The 23,874-nt window shown below is 52.5% G+C and carries 20 protein-coding genes and 4 pseudogenes; 10 read left to right on the top strand and 14 right to left on the bottom strand.

Annotation, left to right across the window (positions count from 1 at the left end; all coding sequences use genetic code 11):
- Positions 1-8 precede the first annotated feature (8 nt).
- A complete protein-coding gene (locus QRY16_RS06745; RefSeq protein ID WP_289776071.1) occupies positions 9-518 on the bottom strand; it encodes a hypothetical protein in 510 nt (169 codons plus the stop codon).
- A gap of 91 nt (positions 519-609) precedes the next feature.
- On the opposite strand from QRY16_RS06745, the gene proC reads away from it, so the two are divergent.
- On the top strand, positions 610-1,422 hold the full coding sequence (proC, locus tag QRY16_RS06740; protein WP_289776070.1) for a pyrroline-5-carboxylate reductase: 813 nt from the start codon (positions 610-612) through the stop codon (positions 1,420-1,422).
- A gap of 185 nt (positions 1,423-1,607) precedes the next feature.
- On the opposite strand, the gene QRY16_RS06735 is transcribed toward proC, so the two are convergent.
- The 4 genes from QRY16_RS06735 to QRY16_RS06720 all read right to left on the bottom strand — a co-directional run bounded on the left by QRY16_RS06735 (position 1,608) and on the right by QRY16_RS06720 (position 4,440).
- Entirely contained in the window at positions 1,608-3,134 is a 1,527-nt protein-coding gene (locus QRY16_RS06735; protein WP_289776069.1) for an FAD-dependent oxidoreductase, read from the bottom strand.
- 253 nt (positions 3,135-3,387) lie between these two features.
- Complete coding sequence (locus QRY16_RS06730) at positions 3,388-3,690, bottom strand: PsiF family protein (RefSeq protein WP_193403936.1); 303 nt, start codon at positions 3,688-3,690, stop codon at positions 3,388-3,390.
- Between the two features lie 122 nt (positions 3,691-3,812).
- Complete coding sequence (gene iraP / locus QRY16_RS06725) at positions 3,813-4,067, bottom strand: anti-adapter protein IraP (protein ID WP_193403645.1); 255 nt, start codon at positions 4,065-4,067, stop codon at positions 3,813-3,815.
- Between the two features lie 211 nt (positions 4,068-4,278).
- Entirely contained in the window at positions 4,279-4,440 is a 162-nt protein-coding gene (locus QRY16_RS06720; protein WP_289776068.1) for a hypothetical protein, read from the bottom strand.
- A 263-nt stretch (positions 4,441-4,703) separates the two neighbouring features.
- Between QRY16_RS06720 and QRY16_RS06715 the strand changes: the two genes are divergently transcribed.
- The gene (locus QRY16_RS06715; RefSeq protein ID WP_289776067.1) at positions 4,704-7,841 is read left to right on the top strand and encodes a beta-galactosidase; all 3,138 of its coding nucleotides are present in this window, start codon (positions 4,704-4,706) and stop codon (positions 7,839-7,841) included.
- On the opposite strand, the gene QRY16_RS06710 is transcribed toward QRY16_RS06715, so the two are convergent.
- Complete coding sequence (locus tag QRY16_RS06710; RefSeq protein WP_289776066.1) at positions 7,723-8,997, bottom strand: multidrug efflux MFS transporter; 1,275 nt, start codon at positions 8,995-8,997, stop codon at positions 7,723-7,725. The genes QRY16_RS06715 and QRY16_RS06710 overlap by 119 nt on opposite strands.
- Before the next feature lie 437 nt (positions 8,998-9,434).
- Here QRY16_RS06710 and QRY16_RS06705 point away from each other — a divergent pair, with 437 nt between their 5' ends.
- A complete protein-coding gene (locus tag QRY16_RS06705) occupies positions 9,435-9,686 on the top strand; it encodes a biofilm development regulator YmgB/AriR family protein (RefSeq protein WP_193403937.1) in 252 nt (83 codons plus the stop codon).
- 317 nt (positions 9,687-10,003) lie between these two features.
- Here QRY16_RS06705 and QRY16_RS06700 read toward each other — a convergent pair whose 3' ends face one another.
- Positions 10,004-10,300 (bottom strand): I78 family peptidase inhibitor, encoded by a 297-nt coding sequence (locus QRY16_RS06700; protein ID WP_193403649.1) that lies wholly within the window; start codon positions 10,298-10,300, stop codon positions 10,004-10,006.
- Between the two features lie 284 nt (positions 10,301-10,584).
- Positions 10,585-13,188, bottom strand: coding sequence for a bifunctional diguanylate cyclase/phosphodiesterase (locus tag QRY16_RS06695; protein WP_289776065.1), 2,604 nt, complete (start codon positions 13,186-13,188; stop codon positions 10,585-10,587).
- Between the two features lie 217 nt (positions 13,189-13,405).
- Here QRY16_RS06695 and QRY16_RS06690 point away from each other — a divergent pair.
- From QRY16_RS06690 to QRY16_RS06665, 6 genes and pseudogenes are all read left to right on the top strand, one after another.
- Positions 13,406-14,043, top strand: a pseudogene (locus QRY16_RS06690) (lysostaphin resistance A-like protein).
- 116 nt (positions 14,044-14,159) lie between these two features.
- Positions 14,160-14,330, top strand: a complete 171-nt coding sequence (locus QRY16_RS06685; RefSeq protein ID WP_193403652.1) for a hypothetical protein — start codon at positions 14,160-14,162, stop codon at positions 14,328-14,330.
- Positions 14,331-14,429: 99 nt separating this feature from the next.
- Positions 14,430-14,660, top strand: a complete 231-nt coding sequence (locus tag QRY16_RS06680) for a hypothetical protein (RefSeq protein ID WP_193403653.1) — start codon at positions 14,430-14,432, stop codon at positions 14,658-14,660.
- A 559-nt stretch (positions 14,661-15,219) separates the two neighbouring features.
- Positions 15,220-15,357 (top strand): annotated as a pseudogene (locus QRY16_RS06675) (MurR/RpiR family transcriptional regulator); the annotation flags it as partial.
- Positions 15,350-15,889 (top strand): annotated as a pseudogene (locus tag QRY16_RS06670) (oligopeptide/dipeptide ABC transporter ATP-binding protein); the annotation flags it as partial. The pseudogenes QRY16_RS06675 and QRY16_RS06670, both read left to right, overlap by 8 nt.
- Positions 15,882-16,832: pseudogene (locus tag QRY16_RS06665) on the top strand (oligopeptide/dipeptide ABC transporter ATP-binding protein). The pseudogenes QRY16_RS06670 and QRY16_RS06665, both read left to right, overlap by 8 nt.
- Before the next feature lie 80 nt (positions 16,833-16,912).
- On the opposite strand, the gene QRY16_RS06660 reads toward QRY16_RS06665, so the two are convergent.
- From QRY16_RS06660 to QRY16_RS06635, 6 genes are all read right to left on the bottom strand, one after another.
- Positions 16,913-17,044, bottom strand: coding sequence for a hypothetical protein (locus QRY16_RS06660; protein ID WP_289776064.1), 132 nt, complete (start codon positions 17,042-17,044; stop codon positions 16,913-16,915).
- A gap of 267 nt (positions 17,045-17,311) precedes the next feature.
- Positions 17,312-17,740 carry an OsmC family protein gene (locus QRY16_RS06655; RefSeq protein ID WP_193403655.1) on the bottom strand — a complete coding sequence of 143 codons (429 nt, stop codon included), beginning with the start codon at positions 17,738-17,740 and terminating at the stop codon, positions 17,312-17,314.
- Positions 17,741-17,797: 57 nt separating this feature from the next.
- Complete coding sequence (gene lldD / locus QRY16_RS06650) at positions 17,798-18,982, bottom strand: FMN-dependent L-lactate dehydrogenase LldD (RefSeq protein ID WP_289776063.1); 1,185 nt, start codon at positions 18,980-18,982, stop codon at positions 17,798-17,800.
- Positions 18,979-19,767: a transcriptional regulator LldR gene (lldR, locus tag QRY16_RS06645; RefSeq protein WP_289776062.1), complete on the bottom strand. Its 789-nt coding sequence runs from the start codon at positions 19,765-19,767 to the stop codon at positions 18,979-18,981. The genes lldD and lldR overlap by 4 nt, the downstream gene beginning before the upstream one ends.
- The gene (gene lldP / locus QRY16_RS06640; protein ID WP_289776061.1) at positions 19,764-21,419 is read right to left on the bottom strand and encodes an L-lactate permease; all 1,656 of its coding nucleotides are present in this window, start codon (positions 21,417-21,419) and stop codon (positions 19,764-19,766) included. Before lldP ends, lldR begins: the two co-directional genes overlap by 4 nt.
- A 387-nt stretch (positions 21,420-21,806) precedes the next feature.
- On the bottom strand, positions 21,807-22,022 hold the full coding sequence (locus QRY16_RS06635; RefSeq protein WP_193403659.1) for a hypothetical protein: 216 nt from the start codon (positions 22,020-22,022) through the stop codon (positions 21,807-21,809).
- A 412-nt stretch (positions 22,023-22,434) separates the two neighbouring features.
- On the opposite strand from QRY16_RS06635, the gene dbpA reads away from it, so the two are divergent.
- Positions 22,435-23,817 carry an ATP-dependent RNA helicase DbpA gene (gene dbpA, locus QRY16_RS06630; protein WP_289776060.1) on the top strand — a complete coding sequence of 461 codons (1,383 nt, stop codon included), beginning with the start codon at positions 22,435-22,437 and terminating at the stop codon, positions 23,815-23,817.
- Positions 23,818-23,874 lie beyond the last annotated feature (57 nt).

The raw sequence follows: 23,874 nt of genomic DNA, 5'->3' as shown, positions 1-23,874 counted from the left end.
CCGTTCTCCTAGGGGTAAACCAATGAAGTCAATTTAACCTGGCTGCTATCGTCGAGTTGTAGGGTGAAGGTAAACCGTCCGTAATTTTGGGGCTGTGCTGAGAGCCATATCGTTGCGTCCTGCTGCCCGGTCCGACGCAGCCAGCGTAAGATCAGCGTATGGGCATCGCTCCAGGCTTCGTCAGGCTGAGGTTGTAACGTTTGAATTTGCAGCGCATCAAGTTGTTCACCGCTCATCGTGATTTGATAATAATCCCCCTTCAGTTGATGCAGATGAAGGTTCATATCCATATTGCTGTCAAGGCGGCCAAACCGTTCGTAATCCACCTGCATTCGCCCATCGCTGCTGCTGACTTGCTGGTCGCTGAGAAAGCCTTTAGAAAACACCCCGCAGGCACCGGCAATAACAATCAATACCAACAGGGCATAACCAACACGCTGAATGCGCCATTCAAGGCGTTGCCACGGCATGTCCTCTTTTACCGGGTAGTCTCTGCTGCGCTGTTCGTCATGCGACATCGGGTATCCTCTCTTTGACTGACTTGTTATTAATCATGGCTGAAGTAAGCTAACCCGCTCAGAAAATCGAAAATTTCTTAAGGAAACGGCGATGTTAGAGAAGAGAATCGGGTTTATCGGCGGTGGCAACATGGCGAAAGCTATCATTGGCGGGTTGGTGAACAGTGGAAAGATCGCGCCGTCCAGCATCTGGATTTATGATCGCAAACCCGCTACCAATCAGGCACTGGCCGATCAATACGGCATTAACGCGGCCGGAAGCGCCGAAGCGCTGGCACGTGAGGTCGATATTCTGTTTGCCGCCGTGAAGCCGAACGTCATTCTGAAGGTGCTTAACGATCTCGCCGGACAGTTGCGAAAGGACGCAGTAGTGGTCTCCATTGCCGCAGGCGTAACGCTGGACTCGCTGGCGTCAGTTCTGGGACACGATCGCAAAATTATCCGCGCCATGCCGAATACCCCCTCCTTAGTCAGTGAAGGTATGACCTCCGTGACGCCGAACGTGCTGGTTGAGCAAGCAGAGCTTGAGGAGGTCGTCACTATTTTTGAGAGCTTTGGCAAGGCGGCAGTGTTAAACGAATATTTGATCCATTCCGTGGTGAGTGTGAGCGGTTCTGCGCCCGCTTATGTATTTATGTTTATCGAAGCGATGGCCGATGCAGCCGTGCTCGGCGGTATGCCGCGTGCGCAGGCTTACCAGTTCGCCGCGCAGGCGGTTAAGGGGTCGGCGCAAATGGTGCTGGAAACCGGCAAACATCCCGCCGAGCTGAAAGATATGGTGTGTTCGCCAGGGGGGACAACGATCGAAGCGGTGAAAGTGCTGGAAGAAAAAGGCTTCCGGGCGGCGGTGATCGAAGCTATGCAGCGCTGTATGGCGAAATCTGAAAAGTTAAGTGGCGCGTAAACGATCAGACTAAACCGCCTGAGGCTGGTGTGAGTTAAGGCTGACGTAATGGTGAAAAGGCCATTCGTTATCCGTCGACGCTCGGCCCCTTACCATTCCTGGTGCGGGGCACGTTGCCATTTGGGATGCGTTTCTGCTGGGTTTATTATTTTAAAACAGGCGCGCTGAAATATATCGTTCAGCTTTTAAGGCTTATTCTCTTCAAACAGCGCCAGCCCTTCTTCCACCGTCATCGGCTCCTGCATTTTTCTGACAAACTTTGCCGTCAGCGTATACATCCCGCATGAGCTGATCGCCGCTAACTGGCCTTGCTGACCATAAAAGGCGATAAATTTCTTATCCTCCAGCGAACCGACCAACTTATATTCGTCCCATTCCTTCGCATGTCCGACATATTCATAGCGGGTGCCAAACTGCGCGGTCCAGAAAAACGGTACGCGGTCATAGACGATATTTTGGTCAAGCATATTTTTTGCCGCGATGCGGCCCTGCTGATGCGCCACGCGATAGTGCTCAATACGCAACGGACCCTGTGCTGATGGATAGGTGGCTATATCGCCCGCAACCCAAATATTTTCAGCTACCCGCAGCTGCTCATCGGCCTGCAGGCTACCATCATCCAGCAGTGGCAAATCATGAATAAAGGGTGTTGCAGGTTTAATGCCGGTGGCGAATAACACTACATCGGCAGCAATCACCTTGCCGTCTTTCAAACGCAGCCCGGTAACGTGGTGCTCGCCTTCTAGCGATGCCGTTTCGCCCTCAACAAACTTCACGCCATTGGATTTGTGCAGGTCATAGAAATACTGGCCAATCTCTTCGCCAAATTGTTTAGCAAAGGGAACCGGATGACGTGCAATCACGGTCACCTCAACGTTACGGTTTCGAAGCGCTGAAGCCATTTCCATCCCGATAAAGCTATTCCCGACAATCACAATCTGTTGACTTTTATCCACTTCCGTTAGCAACGCCTCGGTCTGACGTTTATTGCGCAGCACATGCACACCGGCTAAATTGCTGCCAGGTAAATCTGGCCTCGTGGGTGTACCGCCGCTGGCAATCAATAATTTATCGAATTTAAGTTCACCACCCTCTTCAAAAATCAGCCGCTGCTGTTTGCTATCGACACGCGTGACGTTCGCCTGGAGGCGTTCGATATGCTCCAGCACATCGCCTCCCAGCAACTGTGGAACGTCATCGATTTTCATCTTACCTGCTGGCACAAATTTAGTTAGCGTGGTGCGGTCGTAAGGCGCATCTTCCTCGCGCTCTACCAGCACCACGCGACCTTTAAAGCCGTCATGACGTAGCGTCCATAGCGCGGCGCTTCCGGCGGCTCCGCTGCCCAGAACCGCATATACCGGCGAATCTGCTCCGCGGCCAATCGGTGCCGCAGGTGACATGGCTTTGGGGTTCACCATCACATTGCCGTTTTCAATGCGTACCGGATACTGCCTGAGATCGGCCAACGCCAGCGGCTCACACATTTTGCCGTCTGCTATTTGAAACACCGCTTTATGCCACGGACAGACCAGCTTATCGCCGCAAATAGCACCTTGCTCTAAAGGCGCGCCAGCGTGAGGACATTTAGCCTGGTAGGCGTGAACGCTTTCTCCGTCACGTATCAGCAGCACTTCGGTTTCACCCAGCTTCTTTTTGGTTGGCTGACGTTGCGGGAGATCGATCAAGGCGACAACAGATTGATAATTCACGACATGGCTCCTTTCGCTGTTCTCATTATTAATTACGCAGTAATAAGCGAAGCACTGCGTAATACCTTACAAACAGTAAGTGTGGCAAAAGATCCAGCGTGCTATTGTCTGAATGTAAATCGAAACGGCCAGTGCGTTGTTTATTGAGGTTTTTTAATAAAGAAAAGCGATTTAAGCGTAGCGCGGAAAAAAGGCAAAAATGAAATAACTGGCCCCCAATTAATCACGGCCACCGCAGTGGCCGTTACGCTAATTAACGCTTTTTCAAACACTGACTCATGTAACTTTTACGTGCTTCACCCGTCAGCTTTTTATCACCAGCGTCGCTGTTACAGATTTTCATTTTCATTTGTTGCGGCGTCATGCTGGACATTTTACTGTCTTTTTTCAGGCAATCACTCATAAAGGTTTTACGTGCATCGCCTTTCAGGCTTTGCGAACCAGCGTGTTGATTACACAGTGCCATTTTTTCCTGCTGCGACGTTTTTTCTGCCGCGCTGGCAATTCCACTAGCCAGTAATCCTGCCATGGCTATCGCTACCAAACAGCCTTTCATCATTGCTTCTCCTTTATCACAGGGACCCGATAAGTTTGGCAGGCAATAAAAGAAAGGGTGGATTTTTAAATGTGATCGGTAAGCGGATCGCAAAAGTGGCGATACCGCCCTCCGCCCAGACATTAAACGCGAGGATGGTTTAACAGTTTGTCGATGTAATTACGTAGTAAAATGGCGTTTTCATCAGAGGCATCAGCGCCGGCATTGATCATTGCTGTTTCAATACCGGCAGCGATCGACTTTTGCTGGTCAGACTCCATTTTTCGCAATATCGCTGTCACCACAACTTCCAGCGCTTCAATTTGCGCGACCAGTTCTTTAGACGCTTCTTCTTTCTCAGCAAGTTTATCCAGTAATTCAGCAATAAGGTATTTCATGCTGCAGCCTCAGCGGTGAGGAAAAGCTGAAGTTATCACCAGCCTGAATAAAAAAAAAGTTATTTTTTAGCTTTGTTTCAGCAAGTTAAAATAAAAAAAATAGCGAAACAGGGTTTTATTATTTTTATTAATCGCGAGCGAAACGTTTTCCTTAATCGCTTCCAGAAACGTTAAACGTTTCGCTCACCGTTAAATACCGTTTGTAGGAATATTAACGCGGGTCAACAAAGCCACGACCCGGACCGCCACCATGCCCGCCGCCATGTCCACCACCGCCCCAACCACCGCCGCCACCACCAGGAGGGGGGAAAATGCATCCGCTCAGCGCGGTAACCAATGCCACAACGGCAGCCAGCTTAACAATCCGTACCATATCAACCTCAGGGTGAAGAAAACGAGCTGAGTGTATGAGCGCCCTGAAATGCCAACAAGACAGAATCCTCTGTATCCCGTCGCTATTAACTTTTACTGACCAGCCTTAACATATTACTGGCAGTAACAAGACAAGAAACCCACACATCGCCTCGTAAGCCGCCGTCAGGCCCAGTAAAACTTTGCTTAAATCGTTAAGTCAGGCTCTTTACAGTCAGTAAAATTTTACGCATTGTGAGCGCATTACGTTTTAGAGATGTCAGCATGTCGAATGCTCAACTTGCTTTTGGTGAAATTATTGCCCGCCACGACTGGGAAAATCCGGTCATTACCTCGCTGCACCGACTGGATACGCATCCTCCCTTCGCCAGCTGGCGCAATGAATATGCCGCACGGGATGATCTCTCCTCACCTGCTCTGCAAAGCCTGAATGGGCAATGGACATTCAGTTATTTCCATTGCCCTGAAGCCGTACCACACAGCTGGCTGCTGCAGGATTTACCTGATGCAAAAACGCTGCCCGTTCCCGCTAACTGGCAAATGCACGGCTACGATGCGCCCATCTATACAAATGTGCAGTATCCGATTCCAGTCAATCCGCCCTATGTCCCCGTAGAGAATCCAACCGGCTGCTATTCGCTCACATTCAATGTGAATGCGGCGTGGCTGGAATCCGGGCAGACGCGCATTATCTTTGATGGGGTAATTTCGGCTTTTCATCTGTGGTGTAACGGAAAATGGGTAGGATATTCACAGGACAGCCGCCTGCCCGCTGAGTTTGATCTCAGCCTGATACTGCAGCCGGGTAAAAATCGTCTTGCCGTCATGGTGCTGCGCTGGAGTGATGGCAGCTATCTGGAAGATCAGGATATGTGGCGCATGAGCGGCATTTTTCGCGACGTCACATTACTGCATAAGCCGGACGTGCATCTGGCAGATGTTCAGCTTGAAACACCACTCAGCCCGACGTTTGACAGCGCCAGCCTGTGCGCATTGGTAAAGGTAAAATTGCCGCCAAATGAGCAGGAAAACTATCGCCTGCGCCTGACATTATGGCAGGGCGAACAGCAAATCGGCCAGTGTGAGCAACCGTTGGGTAGCGCGATTATTGACGAACGAGGCGCGTATCCCGAGCGCGCCCGGCTGCGCTTGCGGGTTGAGCAGCCAGCGTTATGGAGCGCTGAAACGCCGCATCTCTATCGCGCCACGCTGGCGCTGCTGGACAACAGCGGGCAGGTGCTGGAGGTAGAAGCCTATAACGTCGGATTCCGCTGCGTCACTATTGCTAATGGCCTGCTCTGTTTAAACGGTAAGCCGCTGCTGATACGCGGTACTAATCGCCATGAGCACCATCCGGTTAGCGGACAGGTAGTTGACGAAGCGTCAATGCGCCGCGACATTGAACTGATGAAGCAGCACAACTTTAATGCAGTGCGTTGTTCGCATTACCCTCATCATCCGTTGTGGTATCGGTTATGCGATCGCTATGGCTTGTATGTGGTGGATGAAGCCAATATTGAAACGCACGGTATGCAGCCGATGAATCGCCTGTCGGACGATCCCCGCTGGTTTGCCGCCTACAGCGAACGTGTGACGCGCATGGTGCAGCGCGACCGCAATCATTGCAGCATTATTATCTGGTCTTTAGGCAATGAAGCGGGCCACGGCAGTACCCATGATGCGTTATATGGCTGGGTAAAAAGCGCCGATCCCACACGTCCGGTCCAGTACGAAGGGGGCGGCGCTGATACGACTGCGACTGATATTATTTGCCCGATGTATGCGCGCGTCGATCAGGAGCAGCCTTTCCCCGCTGTGCCAAAATGGTCATTAAAAAAATGGATTAGCCAGCCCGGTGAAACACGCCCGCTCATCCTGTGTGAATATGCCCACGCCATGGGCAACAGCCTGGGCGGATTCGCGAAATACTGGCAAGCCTTTCGCCAGTTTCCACGCCTGCAAGGCGGCTTCGTCTGGGATTGGGCTGACCAGAGCCTGACGCGCTATGACGATCAGGGCCAGACGTGGCAAGCCTACGGCGGCGATTTTGGCGATAAGCCTAACGACCGCCAGTTTTGCATGAATGGCTTAGTCTTTGCCGACCGCACGCCGCATCCGGCGCTCTTCGAAGCGCAGCGCGCCCAGCAGTTTTTCCAGTTTAAGGCGGATGCTGATAATCCCTTCGCTTTTACAGTCAGCAGTGAATATCTGTTCCGCAGCAGCGATAACGAACGGCTGTACTGGCGCATTGAGCAGGAGGGCAATGTTGTGGCGCAGGGAGAAGTGGTATTAGCGATACCGCCACAAGGTCAGCAATCGGTGAACATCTTGCCACCCGATGCTTTAACAGGGGAATGCTGGCTGAATGTTGCTGTGCATCAGATAAACGCAACAGCCTGGGCCGATGCCGACTGGCGTGTGGCCTGGGATCAGTGGCCACTGCCAGCGGCGCTGAGTTTACCTGACTGGAATGAAACGGGTTGCCCGCCGGAGCTGGAGTTTAATCACGATTTGATTGCCGTCAGCCACCAGCAGCAGCGTTGGCATTTCTCGCGTCGCAGCGGCGAGCTGGTGCAGTGGTTGGTGAACGGTGAAGAAACGCTGCTGTCGCCGCTGCGCGATTGTTTTATTCGTGCGCCCCTGGATAACGATATTGGCACCAGCGAAGCCGGACATATCGATCCCCACGCCTGGGTTGAACGCTGGAAAACGGCAGGTTATGACCAGATGGAATGCCGCGTCGAATCGACACACGTTGATGCCTTAAACAACGCGGTACAAATCGCTACGCTGCACAGCTGGCATGCTAATGGCCAAATCGCCTTTATCAGCCGCAAGCGCTACGACATTAATGCACAGGGCGAAATGCAAATCAGCGTATCGGTGGAACAGGCTGCCGGTTTACCGCCGCCAGCCCGCATAGGTTTACGCTGTCAGTTAACCCATGTGCCTGAAAAAGTGGAATGGCTGGGCCTGGGTCCGCATGAAAACTATCCAGACCGCCAGCTTGCAGCGCAGTTTTCACGCTGGAATTTACCGCCAGACGCGCTCTATACGCCCTATGTCTTCCCCAGTGAAAACGGTTTACGCGGCGCAACAAAACAGCTTAACAGCGGTAGCTGGCAGGTCAGTGGCGATTTCGCTTTTTCGCTGAGTCGCTTCAGCCTTGAACAGTTGCGTGAGACGTCGCATCGTCACCTTTTGCAGCCTGAAGCGGGCTGCTGGCTGCATCTTGATGCCTGCCATATGGGCGTTGGTGGCGATGATTCATGGAGTCCCAGCGTCAGCCACGAGTTTTTGCTGACTCAACAGCGCTGGCATTATGTTCTGACGATTCATCAACAGGCCGCGCCAGTGGGGTTTTCGGACGGCGGTAAAAGCGACGCAGAAAAAATACGTTGATCAGTACCACAATGGCAGTGGCGAAGAAAACCCAGCGATAACCGGCAAGCGCCGAAACCGCGGCGCCGAGCATTGGCCCGGCGACGTTGCCCAGGTACATAAATGACTGGTTATATCCAAAAATGCGGCCGGTAATACTGTCGTGTGAATGCCGCACCAGCAGCGTTTGCACCGCAGGCATCATCGCGCCGTCGGCAAAACCCAGCAAAAAGCGCAACACGCCAAGCTGGGTCGCATTGGTGACAAAAGACATGGCGATAAACAGCAGCAGCGAAATTATCATGGTTGCCAGCAGAATACGCTGCGTACCAATGCGATCGCCCAGCCGTCCCAGGCGTGGTGCAGAAAGCAGTGCCGAAATACCTGGAAGCGCGGCAATAAAACCGCTGAGAAAAGCGATATTTTCAGCGGAAGGAGCCAGTTCACGCACAAACAGCGTCAGGATCGGATTCACCGATCCGTTACACATCTGGATCACCATCGTGGTAAAAAACAGGCAAACCATCAGTTTTGGATTCTCCAGCGAGCGAAACACTTCGCGTCCGCTGAGCTTGTCCTTTTTACTCACCGGCGTATAGTCAGTTTCTTTAATCAGAAACAGCGTCACTAAAAAGCTAATCATTAATAAAACAGCAGTGATGATAAATACCATACGCAAACCGACCCAGTCGGCCAGCAAACCGCCGAGCATTGGTCCCAGAATTACGCCACCAATCTGACCGGTGGCTACGCAACTTAGCGCCCACCCGCTGCGTTCACGCGGTACCTGCGCCGCCACCAGCGCCATTGCATTAGGAATATAGCCCGACGTTAATCCCATTAATGCTCTCAGCAGCAGAAGCTGCCACGCCTGCGTCACAAAAGCCTGCAATAAAATTACCGCCCCCATCCCGAACGCGGCGCGCAGTAACATCAACTTGCGCCCTTTACGGTCCGCCAGGCTACCCCACAACGGCGCGACCGCCGCTGAGACAATAAAAGTGACGCTGAACGTCAGACCAGACCAGAGGCTAAGCGCATCCGCGCCTTTAATACCGAGCTGTTCGATATACAGCGGCAGGAAAGGAATGATCTGGCTGATTGCCAGCCCAGTGAAAAAACAGCCAAACCAGACCGAAATCAGGTTTATTTTCCAGGATTCTCGTGTGCAAAACATAGGTATGCGGACAGCTTGCAGGTCAAATGAACGCTTAGTCTAACAATTGATTAACATTACTGAGCGACAAAACATGGCACGTTATGCAAAACGCAGTTTTACGCTGAGATTTAACGATACGCCGCGTGCATATTTTCCGGCTGCTTATTTTCTCAGTGGGATTATGTGCAAAAACAATCGTTCGCTTTTCTGATTATTGGCAGAGAATCGATCACATGAAAAAATATTTCAGCCTGTTACTGACAATTATCTCTGATAGTTCTATGTTTAAAAAACCGTCCGTCACGTGCGGTACGCAGACTATTCTGGTCAGCGCAAGGTTCTCAGGCAGGGTGCAGTCCACTGCCCGGACAGAGAGAACGCATGACTTAACCCAGCGCTATTGCCTGTTGCGCCGCAGCGTAATGGGTTCGTCGTTGTCTTAGCGGAGGTGGATGATGAGAGTGCAACCAAACAGTGCCAGCCGTGCTATCACCGACTATTTCAACAGCCCAGACTGGAATGTCCCGCCGGAATCCGCTCTGCTGGCAGCCATCCTGCGTGAATTAATGGCAGCGGGACAACCGGCTACCAATAAAGCGATTATTGCGCGCGTGATCGACAAGCTGGAATTTGAAGGTGATGAGAAACATCTGCAAAACTACCGTGCCCTGCTGGCGAAGTTACTTGAAACACAGCCACAAAAGTAATTAATCAGCAATATTTAATGTTCGGCACGTCAATTCCTTTTTACTGGCCTAAAAGCCGGCTAAAAAAATTCCCGCCGTGGCGGGAAGAAACAAGACGAGCATTGCATATTGAAAGTGACGAGAAAATCCTGGGCTGCGCGCGCATACTTCAAATTGCCAGTTGACGGGCAGCGTATTTTCACCCCGATCGCCGCGTTTTCTATGCTCACTGGGCTTAACAGCTTGCCGGTTTTCTGCAATTCGAATGCGTTCGGGCAGCGGAACTATCCTCGCCTGCCTCCATGACAACCGTATGACAATACCCGACCTATTCCGTATTAGCCGCAATAAACCCGATTGATGTTGCCGCTCTTGTCTGCCATAAAGTTCAGCCGGTTAAGATTAAAGTCCATCGTTACCGCTGAATTCCACGGAATGGCGCGAACCGGATGATCGAAGCGTTGGCTGCTTAACGAAGATAACGGCTTACCTACGTAATTTTGGTACTGCGAAGCGCCACAGCGATCGCTTTCTGGATCCTGAGGCACCGCAGCGGTTTTGGGGTTGCTGGCTGACTGACACGCGGTTAAGGCAAAGAATCCCATCACAACCAGCGCCTTTCCATAATGATTCACGTTTGATCTCCTCTTGGACGTGTTAACCCTGAGCCAAAGAGTAGCAAAGCGTGTCCGCATACCAAACCTTTGATTGTCAACCTGCCGTATTGGGCGAAAAAAGAGAACCGGCAGAAATAAAAAGCGGTCGGGATCACAATTTTTCAGACAAATCGCACTTGCCGTCTAAAAAAACACCTGTCGAGCGCTAAAATTACTTAAGTTTTTTCTGGGGTAATGATTATGGAACTTGCAATCTTTATTGGCTTCGCCGCTTTAATGACGTTTGTTGCTGTGAAAGTACGTTAAGCCTGATCCTGATGATTTAGCGTCGTCCTCTCCAGAAGCATACTGAACGCCGCGAGTGGCATTGGGCGGCCAAGGAAATATCCTTGCCCTTCTTCGCATGAAAGCTTTTTAAGCTGGTTCAGCTGTGCTTCTGTCTCAATCCCTTCAGCGGTAATGGTCAGGGCGAATGCACGCGCCAACGCAATAATGCCTGCCACCACCGATTGCGCCTGCTGTGATTCCGGGAAATCCTTCATCCATGAGCGATCAATCTTCAGGCCATTAAACGGAAAGGTTTTAAGGTAGCCGAGCGCCGCGTAACCGGTGCCAAAATCATCTACCGTTAAACGCACCCCCAATGCGCGCAAACCCTGCATGACTTCCAGCGCCTGCTTCGGGTGTTCGAACGTAACGTTTTCAGTGATCTCCAGCTCCAGCCGCGACGCCAGTAATCCGCTGACTTCCAGCACGTTAGCAATGCGCTGCACTAAATCGGTGCTACGAAACTCTACCGGTGAGATATTGACCGAAACGTAGCGATCGCCGCCCCATGCCAGCACATCTTCACACGCGCGTTTTAACACCCAGTCACTGATCGCCGCGACTAGACCGTTTTCTTCTGCCTGCGGGATAAAGCGGTCCGGCGTGATCCACTGATTCAGCGAGGTTTGCCAGCGGATCAGCGCTTCTGCCCCCGCTAGCTGTCCACTCAGCAGCTGATACCGTGGGTGGTAGTACAAACGAAACTCCTCATTTTTGAGGGCTCGCTCAATCCGACGCGCCATCTCGCGTTTGCTTTCGCGCTGGCTGGCCATTTCATTGGCATACCAAATCCACTGATTGCGCCCGGACACACGCGCTTCATTGAGTGCCATATCGGACATACGCAGCAGCGTTTCGGAATGGGACGCATCCTGCGGCGCACAGGCAACTCCCATGCTGGCGGTAAGATAATGCACATGCTGGCCCGTAGTGATCGGCTGTTGAACATCATGCAGCAGCTGGGCACAGCGTTCGTTGACTTTTTCTCGATCGCCTTCCCGCAGGATCAGCACAAACTCATCACCGCCAAGCCTGGCGGCCAGCTCATGTGGGCCAACCCAATTTTTGAGGCGCTGCGCCATCTGATTCAGCACTAAATCTCCCGCCGCATGCCCCCAGGTTTCATTGATCGGTTTGAACTGATCAAGGTCGAGGCTGATAACAGTCAGCGGCATATCCTGATTGTATTGCTCAAGGTGACGGGTGAGGAATTCCTGCAGTTGGATACGGTTTGGCAGGCCGGTTAAGACATCGTGACGTGACAGAAATTGAATACGCGCTTCCGCTTCCATACTCTGGGTAATATCCAATACCGTGCCGCGAAAGCCAATGCGCTTGCTGTTATACCAGACGGTTTTTGCTACCAGCTGACCAATGCGCCGATCGCCCTGAGCAGACATAAACTGACAGCGTAGCGGTATTTGCTGCGGCTCAGACTCCTGACGCATCAGCCAGGTCACTAAAGAATAGCTGGGATGAGTCAGCAGATGATCAATATGGCGGCCCAGCCAGAAGGGAATTTCATGCCCCGTCACCACGAAGAAACGCGACGACAAATAAATCAGCCGCCCCTCTTCATCGGTTTCCCAAATCCAGTCTGAAGCGGCTTCAGCAAGGTCGCGAAAGCGCGCCTCGCTGTTTGCCAGCTCTTGCTGGCTCACCGCCAGCATGGCGAAGCGGCGATCGGATAAAATCGCGTTGTGCAGCGCGTGGCGGCTGACGCGACGTGTAATCCACGCGATGATGATTCCCATCACCAGCAGCAGTGGCAGCAGAAACCAAATCAATTCCATTCCCGGCAACTTTGCCGTCCAGCGCAACACCAGCGGCTCGCCTCCCGGCACGTCTTCCACCAAACGCGGGATCATTTTGGCATCCACTTCGTTTTGGGCAAAGCGCGGACCGCTTACACCGAGCGCCGCGCCCAGGGCTTCCAGCTTGGCCGGCGTAAACAGATTGACAAAAACCAGCACCGATGGCGGACCCGCTTTTTTCGCCAGGCCCGACACTTTACCCGTACTGATTGGCGCAGCCACCACAATCGCAGGCTGATGATCCACCAGCGCGTTGCGCGCCACGGTGCCATTATTTAACGTGCGTGCTTTGGCAATCAGCGACAGGCTGCTTTCCCCCAGCCAGGCCTCCAGCTTCGTATCACTGAGCTTGCCATTAATCACTGAATACGTGGTGTGGCCGCTGCCATCAACCACAAAGACCCCTTCGTAGTGATATTCCTCATACAGGCCCGGCCCGATGTTTTCTTCATCGTAAGCCCAGGTTTTGTTCACCGTAATATGCAAATTACGCCAGGCTTCTCCCCAAAAGGCATAATCACGGACGTCGGTGATCATCGCCTCTTTACGCCCTTCCCAGGCTTGCATCATCAATATCTGATCATGCTCAATCGACAACTGGTTTTGCCGACTGGCGATAGTCAGCACCATGAGCACGGAAAGTATTAATACGCTGAATAGCAGCAGCGTAAGCGTGCGCAGGCTGCGCCGTGTAAAGCGGACGGTACGATCTTCAGTTCCGTTTAAAAAAGGGCGCAGCGGTGGTTCCTGGGGTACAAAAGTCATTAAGAAAGCTCACAACAAAGCGAAAAATTCGGCTCGGGTTTCATCGTGCTGACAATGTATGCTGCCTTGCCCGAAAACATTCCCTCAGTTATCGGCTCAGTGTGCTGGCGGTTTAGCCTGATCAGGTAAATAACGCGCAAATATTGTCTCTCCCGGTGACTCGACAGCGATCAGGCGCATTGCTACTATGCGCTAACCTTCGCTGGCTGGGCCGCTTATGAACACCAATTCCGACAGAGTGACGCTGACGCTGTTTTACGCCGGCAGCTTTGTGGTCTATTACCTCATTACTATGCTGATTACGCTGTTTCCTAACTACGGTGTGTTGCGTAGTGACGGTTTATTAGTGCCGGTGCTTTGCCTGTTCGAATTCGCGGTGATCTATCCGCTCTATCGCTTCTACTGCCAGCGTCGTGCCGACCTGCCTCTCGGTGAGTTGCGACCGTTACAGACGCTGCTGTTTATTATTGCGCTGTTTGTTTTGATGGCGGCACAAAGCCGGGGGGCTGGCTGGTTGAGCAAGCGCAGCAAGGGCGACATTCGCTGTTGATATTGCTGCTGACAGCAGTACTGCTGGCGCCGGTCTTTGAAGAGGTACTGTTTCGCGGCTTTTTGTTACAGGCGTTCTTACTGTGGGCGCCTCGTAGCCGGTTCGCCTGTATGTTATTAACGTCGCTACTGTTCGCGATAATGCATACGCAATATGTGCACTGGGAAACCCTTATCGCACTGACGCTGTTTTCTCTGCTGCTCTGCTACGCTCGTCTGCGCAGCAACAGCCTGGCACTCCCCATTTTTCTGCATACGTTAAACAATCTTATCGCGCTGCTGCCTGCCTGGTATTTCTCGGGTTAAGTTCTTTACCGCTCAGGCTGATAATGCTGTGCCGACACGTTTGTCTATACTGGATCACTAAAAAGGATAAAAAACATCACAGTCCGAGCCACCAGACCGTGTAAAGGAGTCGAGCCATGTTGATAGGATTTGTGTTGTTAGTGAGCGCCTGCGGTCATGATGCCTGTGATGCGTTGCCGGTATCGGAACGGATTTATCCCACAAAAGTTGTCTGTGAACAGATGGCAGATCGCATCCACAAAGTGCGACCAAACGTGGTACTGCTGTGTGGTGAAGTGCATCGCTAGAGTAGGGCCAGCAATAAGAAAGCCTGTCTACAACATTGCAAGGTGGCGCTTTAGCGTACAAAATATAAGCTGTTGTTCACTATTACCGTTGTGAATCCCATGAAAAAATCACGCCCCCGTCGTCCCAGCGGACGCTGGGTTTATTACATTTTGTATGATGGCATTCTGTGGCCGTGTCCCGTTCGCTGGGAGTGGGAGAGCGGCTACGGCGGCTGGCTGCCGTTTTATTACTCGCCGACATTCGAATTTGTGGCGGGCGATCCGGGCAAGGCGTATCGCATTGCCCGCAGCGATATACGTACTAAACGGCACGAAGGTGAATACGTCTGAAGGGTTTTAGCCCCGTTCACCATGACACTTCCTAAGCTCCTCCGGTATCCTTATTAACTAGAGAACCCCCAATAAAACCGGGGCATTGATCGCGCCCCGAATTTGTATGCATGTTTTATGCTCAGCATCATGCCTGCGGCGCATTGAAGATGTGGCTCTGCCCGCCCCCGAGTTCTGCCTTCTTGCCCGTAAAAACAGGCCGTTACCTACTGCCGCGCTCCATTTTATTGATGCAGTTAAAAACTATCTCCCTGTCTTTATTTGAATGAAAGAGCAGCGGCGCAGGCCGCTGTTCTTCCGCCTGCGCAATAGTGAAAATCCGGACGTATATCAAATTTCCCTGATGCAGAAGTTGCACAGTTGTGATGAGAATGCCATTAGTGTTGCGCCAGCATGGCACTCTGTCGCCTGCACGCTTTTCTCCGCCTAAGCCTTAAATATTCATATTCTTTTGAATTAAAAAGAAAACTAATGATTTTCTAAAAATGGCATACATCGTGCTTTGTTAGTTTTATGTCAGACATTCACGCAATGACAACCAAATAACATTGAAGCCAAAATGAACGCAAATACGAAATTCTTCAAAGCGATTGAGGCGGCTTACAGTCATCAGACGCCCAGCGAAAAGCGGATCAGTTCCTGGCTGTTGAGTAACAGGAAGCAGATCCCTTTTGAAACGGCTGACAGCATTGCGCAGGTATCCTTTCGAATTGTCTGGCGGTATGCGTCAGCGTGTCATGATTGCGCTGGCTTCCTCCTGTGATCCGGATTTGCTTATTGCGGATGAACCAACCACGGCCCTGGACGTGACGGTGCAGCGGCAGATACTCCGATTGCTGAAGCAAAAAGCGGTTTCAACCGGAACAGCCGTACTCTTTATCAGCCACGATATGGCCGTCGTGTCACAGGTCTGTGACAGGCTGTACGTAATGTATGCCGGCTCGGTCATTGAAAGCGGTCTTACCCGTGGCGTGCTGACGAAACCTTTTCATCCTTATTCTGTGGGACTGCTGGCGTGTTCGCCAGATGCGCGCGAACCTCGCGAGGAACTGGCTTCCATTCCGGGTACCGTGCCTAATCTGGCAAAACTGCCATCAGGCTGCGCCTTCCGTGAACGCTGCTTTGCAGCCGGTGAAGCCTGTGGTAAACCCCCTCAGTTACGGCCTTCAGGCGCTTTAGAGCAGCAGGTAGCCTGTTGGTACTCACAGCAGGAGAATGCCCATGTCTGAAGCTCTGCCTGAACTAAACGACGTTCACGTAAATTTTCCTGCAAAAACCAACTGGCGGGGAAAGGTCACCGAGCGCGTTCATGCGCTGAACGGACTGGACATGGTTGTTCAGCGGGGCGAGCCCCTGGGAATTGTGGGCGAATCAGGATGCGGTAAAAGTACGCTGGCAAAACTTCTTATGGGCATGCTCAAACCCACCTCGGGCCGTTTCGAACTAACAACCTCTCCCGGCTCGTGGTCTGGGCGCAGCATGCAAATGGTTTTTCAGGATCCCCTCTCTTCCCTTGATCCCCGCCTGCCCGTCTGGAGAACCATTACAGAGCCGGTATGGATTCAGTCGCGTTCTGGCGAAAAAGAGCGGCGTAAGCTCGCCGACTCTCTGGCTGCGAAAGTCGGTATTCGTCCTGAATATCTCGACAGACCTCCGCATGCTTTTTCAGGTGGTCAGCGCCAGCGTATTGCCATTGCACGCGCTCTTTCGGCACAGCCTGACATTATGGTTCTGGACGAGCCAACTTCAGCGCTGGATATTTCGGTCCAGGCGTAGATCCTGAATCTGCTGGTCGATTTGCAGCAACAGCAGAATCTTACCTATGTTCTTATTTCACATAACGTGTCCGTCGTTCGCCATATGAGCGATCGCGTGGCGGTGATGTACCTCGGCCAGATTGTCGAAGTTGGCGAAGCGAAACAGGTCCTTGACGCTCCCGGCCATCCTTATACCCGTCTCCTGATGGAATCAGTACCGCGGATTGGTGCTGCACTGGATGGCGCGCCCAGTAATACCGAATTGCCAGGGAACCGGAAGCTGCCAGAGGGCTGTTATTTCCGGGAACGCTGCCCTTATGCAACGGCTGCCTGCGGCAATCCTCAGTCGCTGCGGCTACTGGGGAACGGTACTGCGGTCAGGTGCTGGAAAGCTGAAAATCTTGCACAGCTATAAACCTTTCAGAAGTGGTTAAAAATGTATGGCAGTACATTACTGCCAGATAAAGAACCTTCAGGAACAGCAGATTATAAACATTATCGTACGGAAGCGGTGTGGTAGGGGCTGTAACCGCCTGGCAACGGCCTCTGGCGGGACACGGTTACCGAACGTGAAGCCAGCCCCGCTTCAGAGACAAGCGCAGGCAGTGCCGGGATACGCTGTACCATGACCGCGCCAGGCGTGCCTGTTAAAGCCGTAAAGTGGGCCGCCTGTCGTAGGAGGCACTTATCTCAGCACTCTGTAGTTGAATACTGACCACGCGCCTCAGACTTGACTGTTAACCAGTTTCACAACGCCATACCCTGCCCCATTTATACCTGCTCAGGCCAGAAAGCGAAGATGCGCCCTGAGGCGCATCTGGTGCAGTTCATAGCAGAACCGTGCTGTCCTGGCATAATACTCAAACCACCAAAAAGGCGGTCTGTGCTGCACGCTTAGTTATTCAACGTATAATCAAGCGTAATTTCAGCATTCAATACCTGTGAAACCGGGCAGCCTGCTTTCGCTTTATTGATAATTTCATCGAATTTCGCTTTATCAATGCCAGGCAGTTCGATGGTGCTGGTTAAAGCCACCTTCGTAATGGCAAAGCCTTCGCCTTTCTTATCCAGAGAAACATCCGCCGTCGTGTCAATGCTTTTCGGGGGATGGCCCGCCTCGCCCAGCATCAGCGATAACGCCATTGAGAAACAGGCTGCATGCGCTGCACCAATCAACTCTTCCGGATTGGTGCCCTTTTCCCCTTCAAAGCGGGTGTTAAAGCCATAAGGTTGCTGGTTCAGTACGCCGCTTTCAGTGCTTACGTTGCCTTTTCCCTTAATATCGCCTTCCCAGTGCGCCGATCCTTTCTTATGAATGGTCATGTCGTTCCTCCTGTTGGTAAAGAAGGTAAGTATAGACAACACATTTGTTTTCGCGCGTCAGCTCACCGCGCGTGGTTGCACAGGAGCTGCCTCGCTAAGCAGCGCATTAGTCTGCACCAGCGAATCCCGGCTGATTTCACTGATTGATTTGGCACCGGTTAACGTCATTGCGACACGCATCTCTTTCTCAATTAAGTTGAGCAGATTTTCCACGCCGCGCTGGCCATGCGTCGCTAACGCATAGATAAAGGCTCGCCCCAGCAGCACCGTATCGGCACCCAGCGCAATCATGCGCACCACATCTAATCCGTTGCGGATGCCGCTGTCCGCCAGAATAGTGAGGTCGCCCTTCACCGCATCAGCGATAGCAGGCAGTGCGCGCGCCGAAGAAAGCACACCATCCAGCTGACGTCCGCCGTGGTTGGAAACCACAATGCCGTCTGCGCCGAAGCGTACCGCATCACGTGCATCTTCTGGATCAAGTATGCCTTTTATAACCATCGGGCCATCCCAGAATTCGCGGATCCACTCCAGGTCTTTCCATGAAATGGAGGGATCAAAGTTGCTCGCCAGCCAGCCGATGTAATCTTCCAGCCCGGTCGGCTTGCCAAGGTAGGCAGAAATATTACCGAGATCGTGTGGTCGCCCCTGTAAGCCAACGTCCAGCGCCCATTGCGGATGCGTTATTGCCTGTAAATAGCGGCGCAGCACGCCGTTTTTGCCGCTCATCCCGGAATGCGCATCACGGTAACGCGCGCCAGGCGTAGGCATATCCACCGTAAATACCAGCGTTGAGCAGCCTGCTGCTTTGGCACGCTCCAGCGCATTACGCATAAAACCACGATCGCGTAGCACGTAGAGCTGGAACCACATAGGACGATTAATTGCTGGCGCAACTTCTTCAATCGGACATACGGAAACGGTCGATAAAGTAAACGGAATGCCTTTCAGCGCTGCCGCACGCGCCGCCTGTACTTCACCACGCCGCGCATACATGCCGCACAAACCGACCGGCGCCAGCGCGACCGGCATGGAAAGCGTTTCGTTAAACAGCTTCGTTTCAAGGCTGAGATCCGACATGTTTTTTAAAATACGCTGGCGCAGCGCGACACCGGCCAGATCGTCCACATTGTGATGCAGGGTGTGCTCGGCGTAAGCCCCCCCGTCGGCATAATGGAACAAAAATGGCGGCAGAATGCGTTGCGCAGCGGCGCGGTAATCGCTGGCAGCAGAGATAATCATGAGTCGTTTTCCTTACGGTTGCGTGATTCATTGCCCGGCAAGCGGGTAATACGCGCCTGACGCGCTTCATCTTCATGCAGATTTTTCATGGTGGTGTGAATAAAGCCGAGATGCTGCATAGCAGCCTGACGCGCCCCTTCGGCATCCCCCGCGAGAACAGCATCCAGCATTACCCGATGCTGTTCGGTGATGCGGGCAAAAATTACCGGCTGGGTATACATACGGAGGCGGCTCTGCATCACGGACGATTGCAGCAGATCAAACAAGCCGCGCATGGTTTGCAGCAACACCACGTTATGCGAGGCTTCGGCGATGGCGAGATGAAAGCGTAGATCGGCCTGGGCGGCGAGATCGGGATCGTCGCTCTGTTTCATTTTGAGCGTGGCGTCAAAAGCGTATTGCAGCTTCTCTTTGTCGGATTCAGTGGCACGCAATGCGGCGTGCCAAGCCGTGCTGGCTTCAATGGCGTGACGCGCTTCAAGAATGTCATAGCGGTAATCGGGATCGTCCCTCAGCAGTTGCCGAATCGGCTCTACAATCCGCTGTTCCGACCATGGGGCAGGCTGCTGTCGTAACCAGGTGCCCCCGCCGCGCCGACTGATCAGCATGCCACTGCTGATCAGCTGTTGAATTGCCTCGCGCAGCGATGAGCGCGAGACGCCAAGTTCGGCAGATAACTGGCGCTCGGCAGGCAAACGCATACCCGGCTCCAGCTGATGTTCACGGATATATGACTTCAGGCGTACCACCAGATGTTCCGCCAGGGGTGGGACAGGTTGTGTCATGGAACCATCCAGGAAAAAACGTAAGCCTGCAGCGTGGTGATCACGCCCACCATACAGGTGAATATCAGGCTGTGCTTAACCGTAAAGCGGAATAAATCGGACTCTTTACCGACTAATCCCACCGCCGCGCAGGCAATGGCGATCGATTGTGGCGAAATCATCTTACCGGTAACGCCGCCCGTGGTATTCGCCGCGACCAGTAGCACATCCGGGACGCCAATCTGTTGTGCCGTTGTTGCCTGTAACGCGGCAAACAGCGCGTTAGATGACGTGTCCGAACCGGTAAGAAACACGCCCAGCCAGCCAAGAAACGGTGAGAAGAACGTAAAGGCGTCACCAGTATGCGCCAGCGCTAAAGCCAGCGTCGCCGACAAGCCGGAATAATTGGAGATAAAAGCGAAGGCCAGCACCATGCCAATTGAGTAAATCGGTAACGCCAGCTCTTTCAGCGTTTCGCCAAACGTCTGTAGCGCTGCTTTCGGCTTCATGCGTAAGAACACCATCGCCATGATTGCGGCCAGCAAAATTGCCGTGCCGGTCGCAGAGACAATATCAAACTTAAAGATAGCCGGATAAGGCGTGGCGCTGTTAACCACCGGCGGCATACGCGCTACCAGATCATTCAGCAGCGGCACCGGCACGCTAAATACCCAGTCAGCCAGCGGTCCCTCCTTAGCAAACAGAGCTTTGAAGGGTGGAATGCTCCACAGGGTTACGGTGGCAGTGAGAAACAGGAACGGCATCCAGGCGCGGATCACCTGCCCGGTACGGTATTTTTTGCGCGTCAGATCCTGATCGACCACTGACGCCCCCACATCATTGAAGCGGAAAATACGAACCGGCTTCCAGCGACGCAAAAACAGGGTTAAACACACCAGTGAGGTGAGCGAAGAGATGATGTCTGGCAGTTCCGGGCCGAGAAAGTTAGCGCTGAGAAACTGTGCAATCGCAAAGGAGCCGCCTGCTACCAGCACCGCCGGCCAGGTTTCTTTGATGCCGCGCCAGCCATCCATGATCGCCATGATCCAGAACAGCACGATGATCGTCAGCAGCGGCAACTGGCGACCGGCCATTTGGCCGATCTCGAAACTGTCCAGGCCGGTGATCTGCCCCGCAACAATGATCGGGATGCCCATCGCTCCAAACGCCACTGGCGCGGTATTCACAATCAGGCATAAACCAGCCGCGTACAATGGATTAAAACCAAGCCCAACCAGCAGCGCAGCAGTAATCGCAACCGGCGCACCAAAGCCCGCGGCGCCTTCAAGGAAGGCACCAAACGAGAAGCCCACAATCAGCATTTGTAAACGCTGATCGGGCGTAATCGACAAAATTGAAGCGCGAATAATGTCAAACTGCCCGGTTTTTACCGAGATTTTGTACACAAATACGGCGGCGATGATGATCCATGCAATTGGCCATAAACCGTATAAGAAGCCGTAACCCACCGAGGCTAAAGCCTGTCCGGTTGGCATACGATAAAGCAATAACGCCACCAGCAACGCCAGCACTACCGTAGCCGTTGCCGCCACATAGCCTTTCAGTTTTAGCTTTATCAAGGCGAAGAAGAAAAAAATAATAGGGATCAATGCGATCAGGCTGGACAACCAAATATTGCCGAGCGGATCATAGTTTTGTTGCCAAACCTGCATGCTGTTATCTCCAGAGGAACGGTAAACAGGCGTGCGCAGCCATGTCAGCGCGCCCGCAACGTTTACAAGCCTGTTTTGGTCAGACCAAAAAAAGGGTTTGAAGCGTACTGGCAACAGATAGTTAATGGTTTGTTAAGTTCAGGCAATATTAATGCTATGAATTTTCCTGTTCTGTGAAGCAGGAAAATTTTTCGGCCCGTTTGGTAGGACCAAATTTATCGATTCGTTGCTGGTAGCAGCCTAAAAGAGAGTGGCATATGAGCAGGTTCAGCAATACTGCCATCGCACCCTGCCCGTTGCCTGTATAGCGGTATTGTGATCTTTAGTAGGCCAGATAAGAACAAAGCCTCCCGAAGGAGGCCTTGAGAAGGCTGACCCGTAGCAGTGTTACACGCTTTTTATCAGGCTCGCTTTTGACATCAATTCCATTGCCAACGCATATAAGCGACGATCTTCCTGATCACAGGGCTCATCTTCCGCATAACAGCCGATCATCGAAGCAACTTTGTCAGCCGACAAGCTCTCCCCATGAACGTGCAACGTCAACACGGCGCGGCCCACTATTTTAAGCACATCTTCATGTGGTCCCTGGATACTACTCAATGAAAAAATCCTCTAACGGTCGTTGTGACAGGAATATGGCGCGCTAAATATAAAGCAATTAGCTTAAGATTTTTATCGGCAAGGTAGGATGTATTTTTTAATGATTAATTGTATTACTGGAGCAAATAAAACAGATTCATCTGATTTAATTAAAAAATAATTTTAAAAAACGGATAATTATAAAGTTATTTCTGGCCTTGCTCTTTTTTTTAAGGCAGCACTTTATTACGCCTTCGCCCTTAACTGATTAAAAAAAACCAACCATAACAGGTAAACTTCAGGTGATTCCTAATGCCCGCCAGGCGGACATATTCATATTGTTAACCTTCAAGGTTGCCGTTGCCGTCGAACGCACTTTCTGCCAGACTTGCGCGCGCAATAATGCCCTATTTTTAGCCTCAGAGGCCGCGCCGTGACTGCTTTTTCTACCCTCAATTCCCTTCCCGACAGCCAACTCAGTAACCTGCGCGAGATGGGCTACACCAGCATGACGCCGGTTCAGGCTGCCACGCTACCCGCCATTTTACAGGGGCGTGACGTGCGTGCGCAGGCGAAAACCGGTAGCGGAAAAACCGCAGCCTTTGGCATTGGGTTGTTGCACGCTATTGACAGCGCACAGTTTCAGACCCAGGCGCTCATTTTATGCCCAACGCGAGAACTGGCGGATCAGGTCAGCAATGTGCTGCGCCAGCTGGCGCGCTTCACGCGCAACATCAAAATTCTGACGCTGTGCGGTGGTCAGCCCATCAGCGCCCAGCGTGATTCTTTAAGCCACGCGCCCCACATCGTGGTTGGCACGCCGGGGCGTATTCTTGATCATATCAAGCGCGAAAATTTAAAGCTCAATAACCTGCGCACCCTGGTACTGGACGAAGCGGATCGTATGCTGGAGATGGGTTTCCGGGATGATATGGAAACGATTATCGAAGCCACGCCGGCAGCGCGCCAGACGCTGCTGTTCTCGGCGACCTGGCCGGAAGGCATTGCTGCCATCAGCACGCGTTTTCAACGCGACGCCTTAAGTGTGGTAACGGAAGAAGTCAGCGAGCTGCCAGACATCGAACAGCAGTTTATTGAGGCCAGCAACCACGAAAAGCTGCCACTACTGATTGCGTTACTGAGCGAGCGTCAGCCATCATCCTGCGTCGTGTTCTGTAACACCAAACGCGAATGCGATGAGGTTGCCGCGGCGCTGAACGATCGTGACATTAGCGCGCTGGCACTGCATGGCGATTTAGAACAACGCGATCGCGAACGCGTATTAATCCGTTTCGCCAACGGTAGCGGCCGCGTGCTGGTAGCAACCGATGTGGCAGCGCGTGGCCTCGATATTAAATCGCTGGCGCTGGTAGTAAATTATCAGCTGGCATGGGACCCGGAAGTGCATTTGCACCGCATTGGACGCACCGCTCGTGCCGGTGAAGAAGGAGCTGCAGTCAGTTTCGTGGCGGCCGATGAAATGGTCCGGGCGCATGCGCTGGAAGACTTTTTACAACAACCGCTGCCCTGGATTGCCACCAGCACGCTGAAAAAAGGCAGCAGTAAAGCGCTACCCGCAGCCATGATGACGTTGTGCATTGATGGCGGTCGCAAAGCCAAAATTCGTCCAGGCGATATTCTGGGCGCACTAACCGGCGAGGCGGGTTATCGCGCCGATCAGATTGGTAAAATCGATCTGGCACCTAACCATGCTTATGTCGCCATTGAAGCCGCCCAGGCAAAATCGGCCCTGGTAAAGCTCAGGCAGGGAAAAATCAAAGGCAAAACCTGCCGCGCCATTTTGCTGAAAGACTGAGGCAGGCAGAGGTTGGAAAGACGGGCGAGGCATAACCGCGCCCGGAAGTGCTTAGGT

It is taken from the genome of Mixta mediterraneensis (assembly GCF_030283135.1).
Taxonomy (GTDB): domain Bacteria; phylum Pseudomonadota; class Gammaproteobacteria; order Enterobacterales; family Enterobacteriaceae; genus Pantoea; species Pantoea mediterraneensis.
This window is presented reverse-complemented; position numbering and strand designations above follow the sequence as displayed.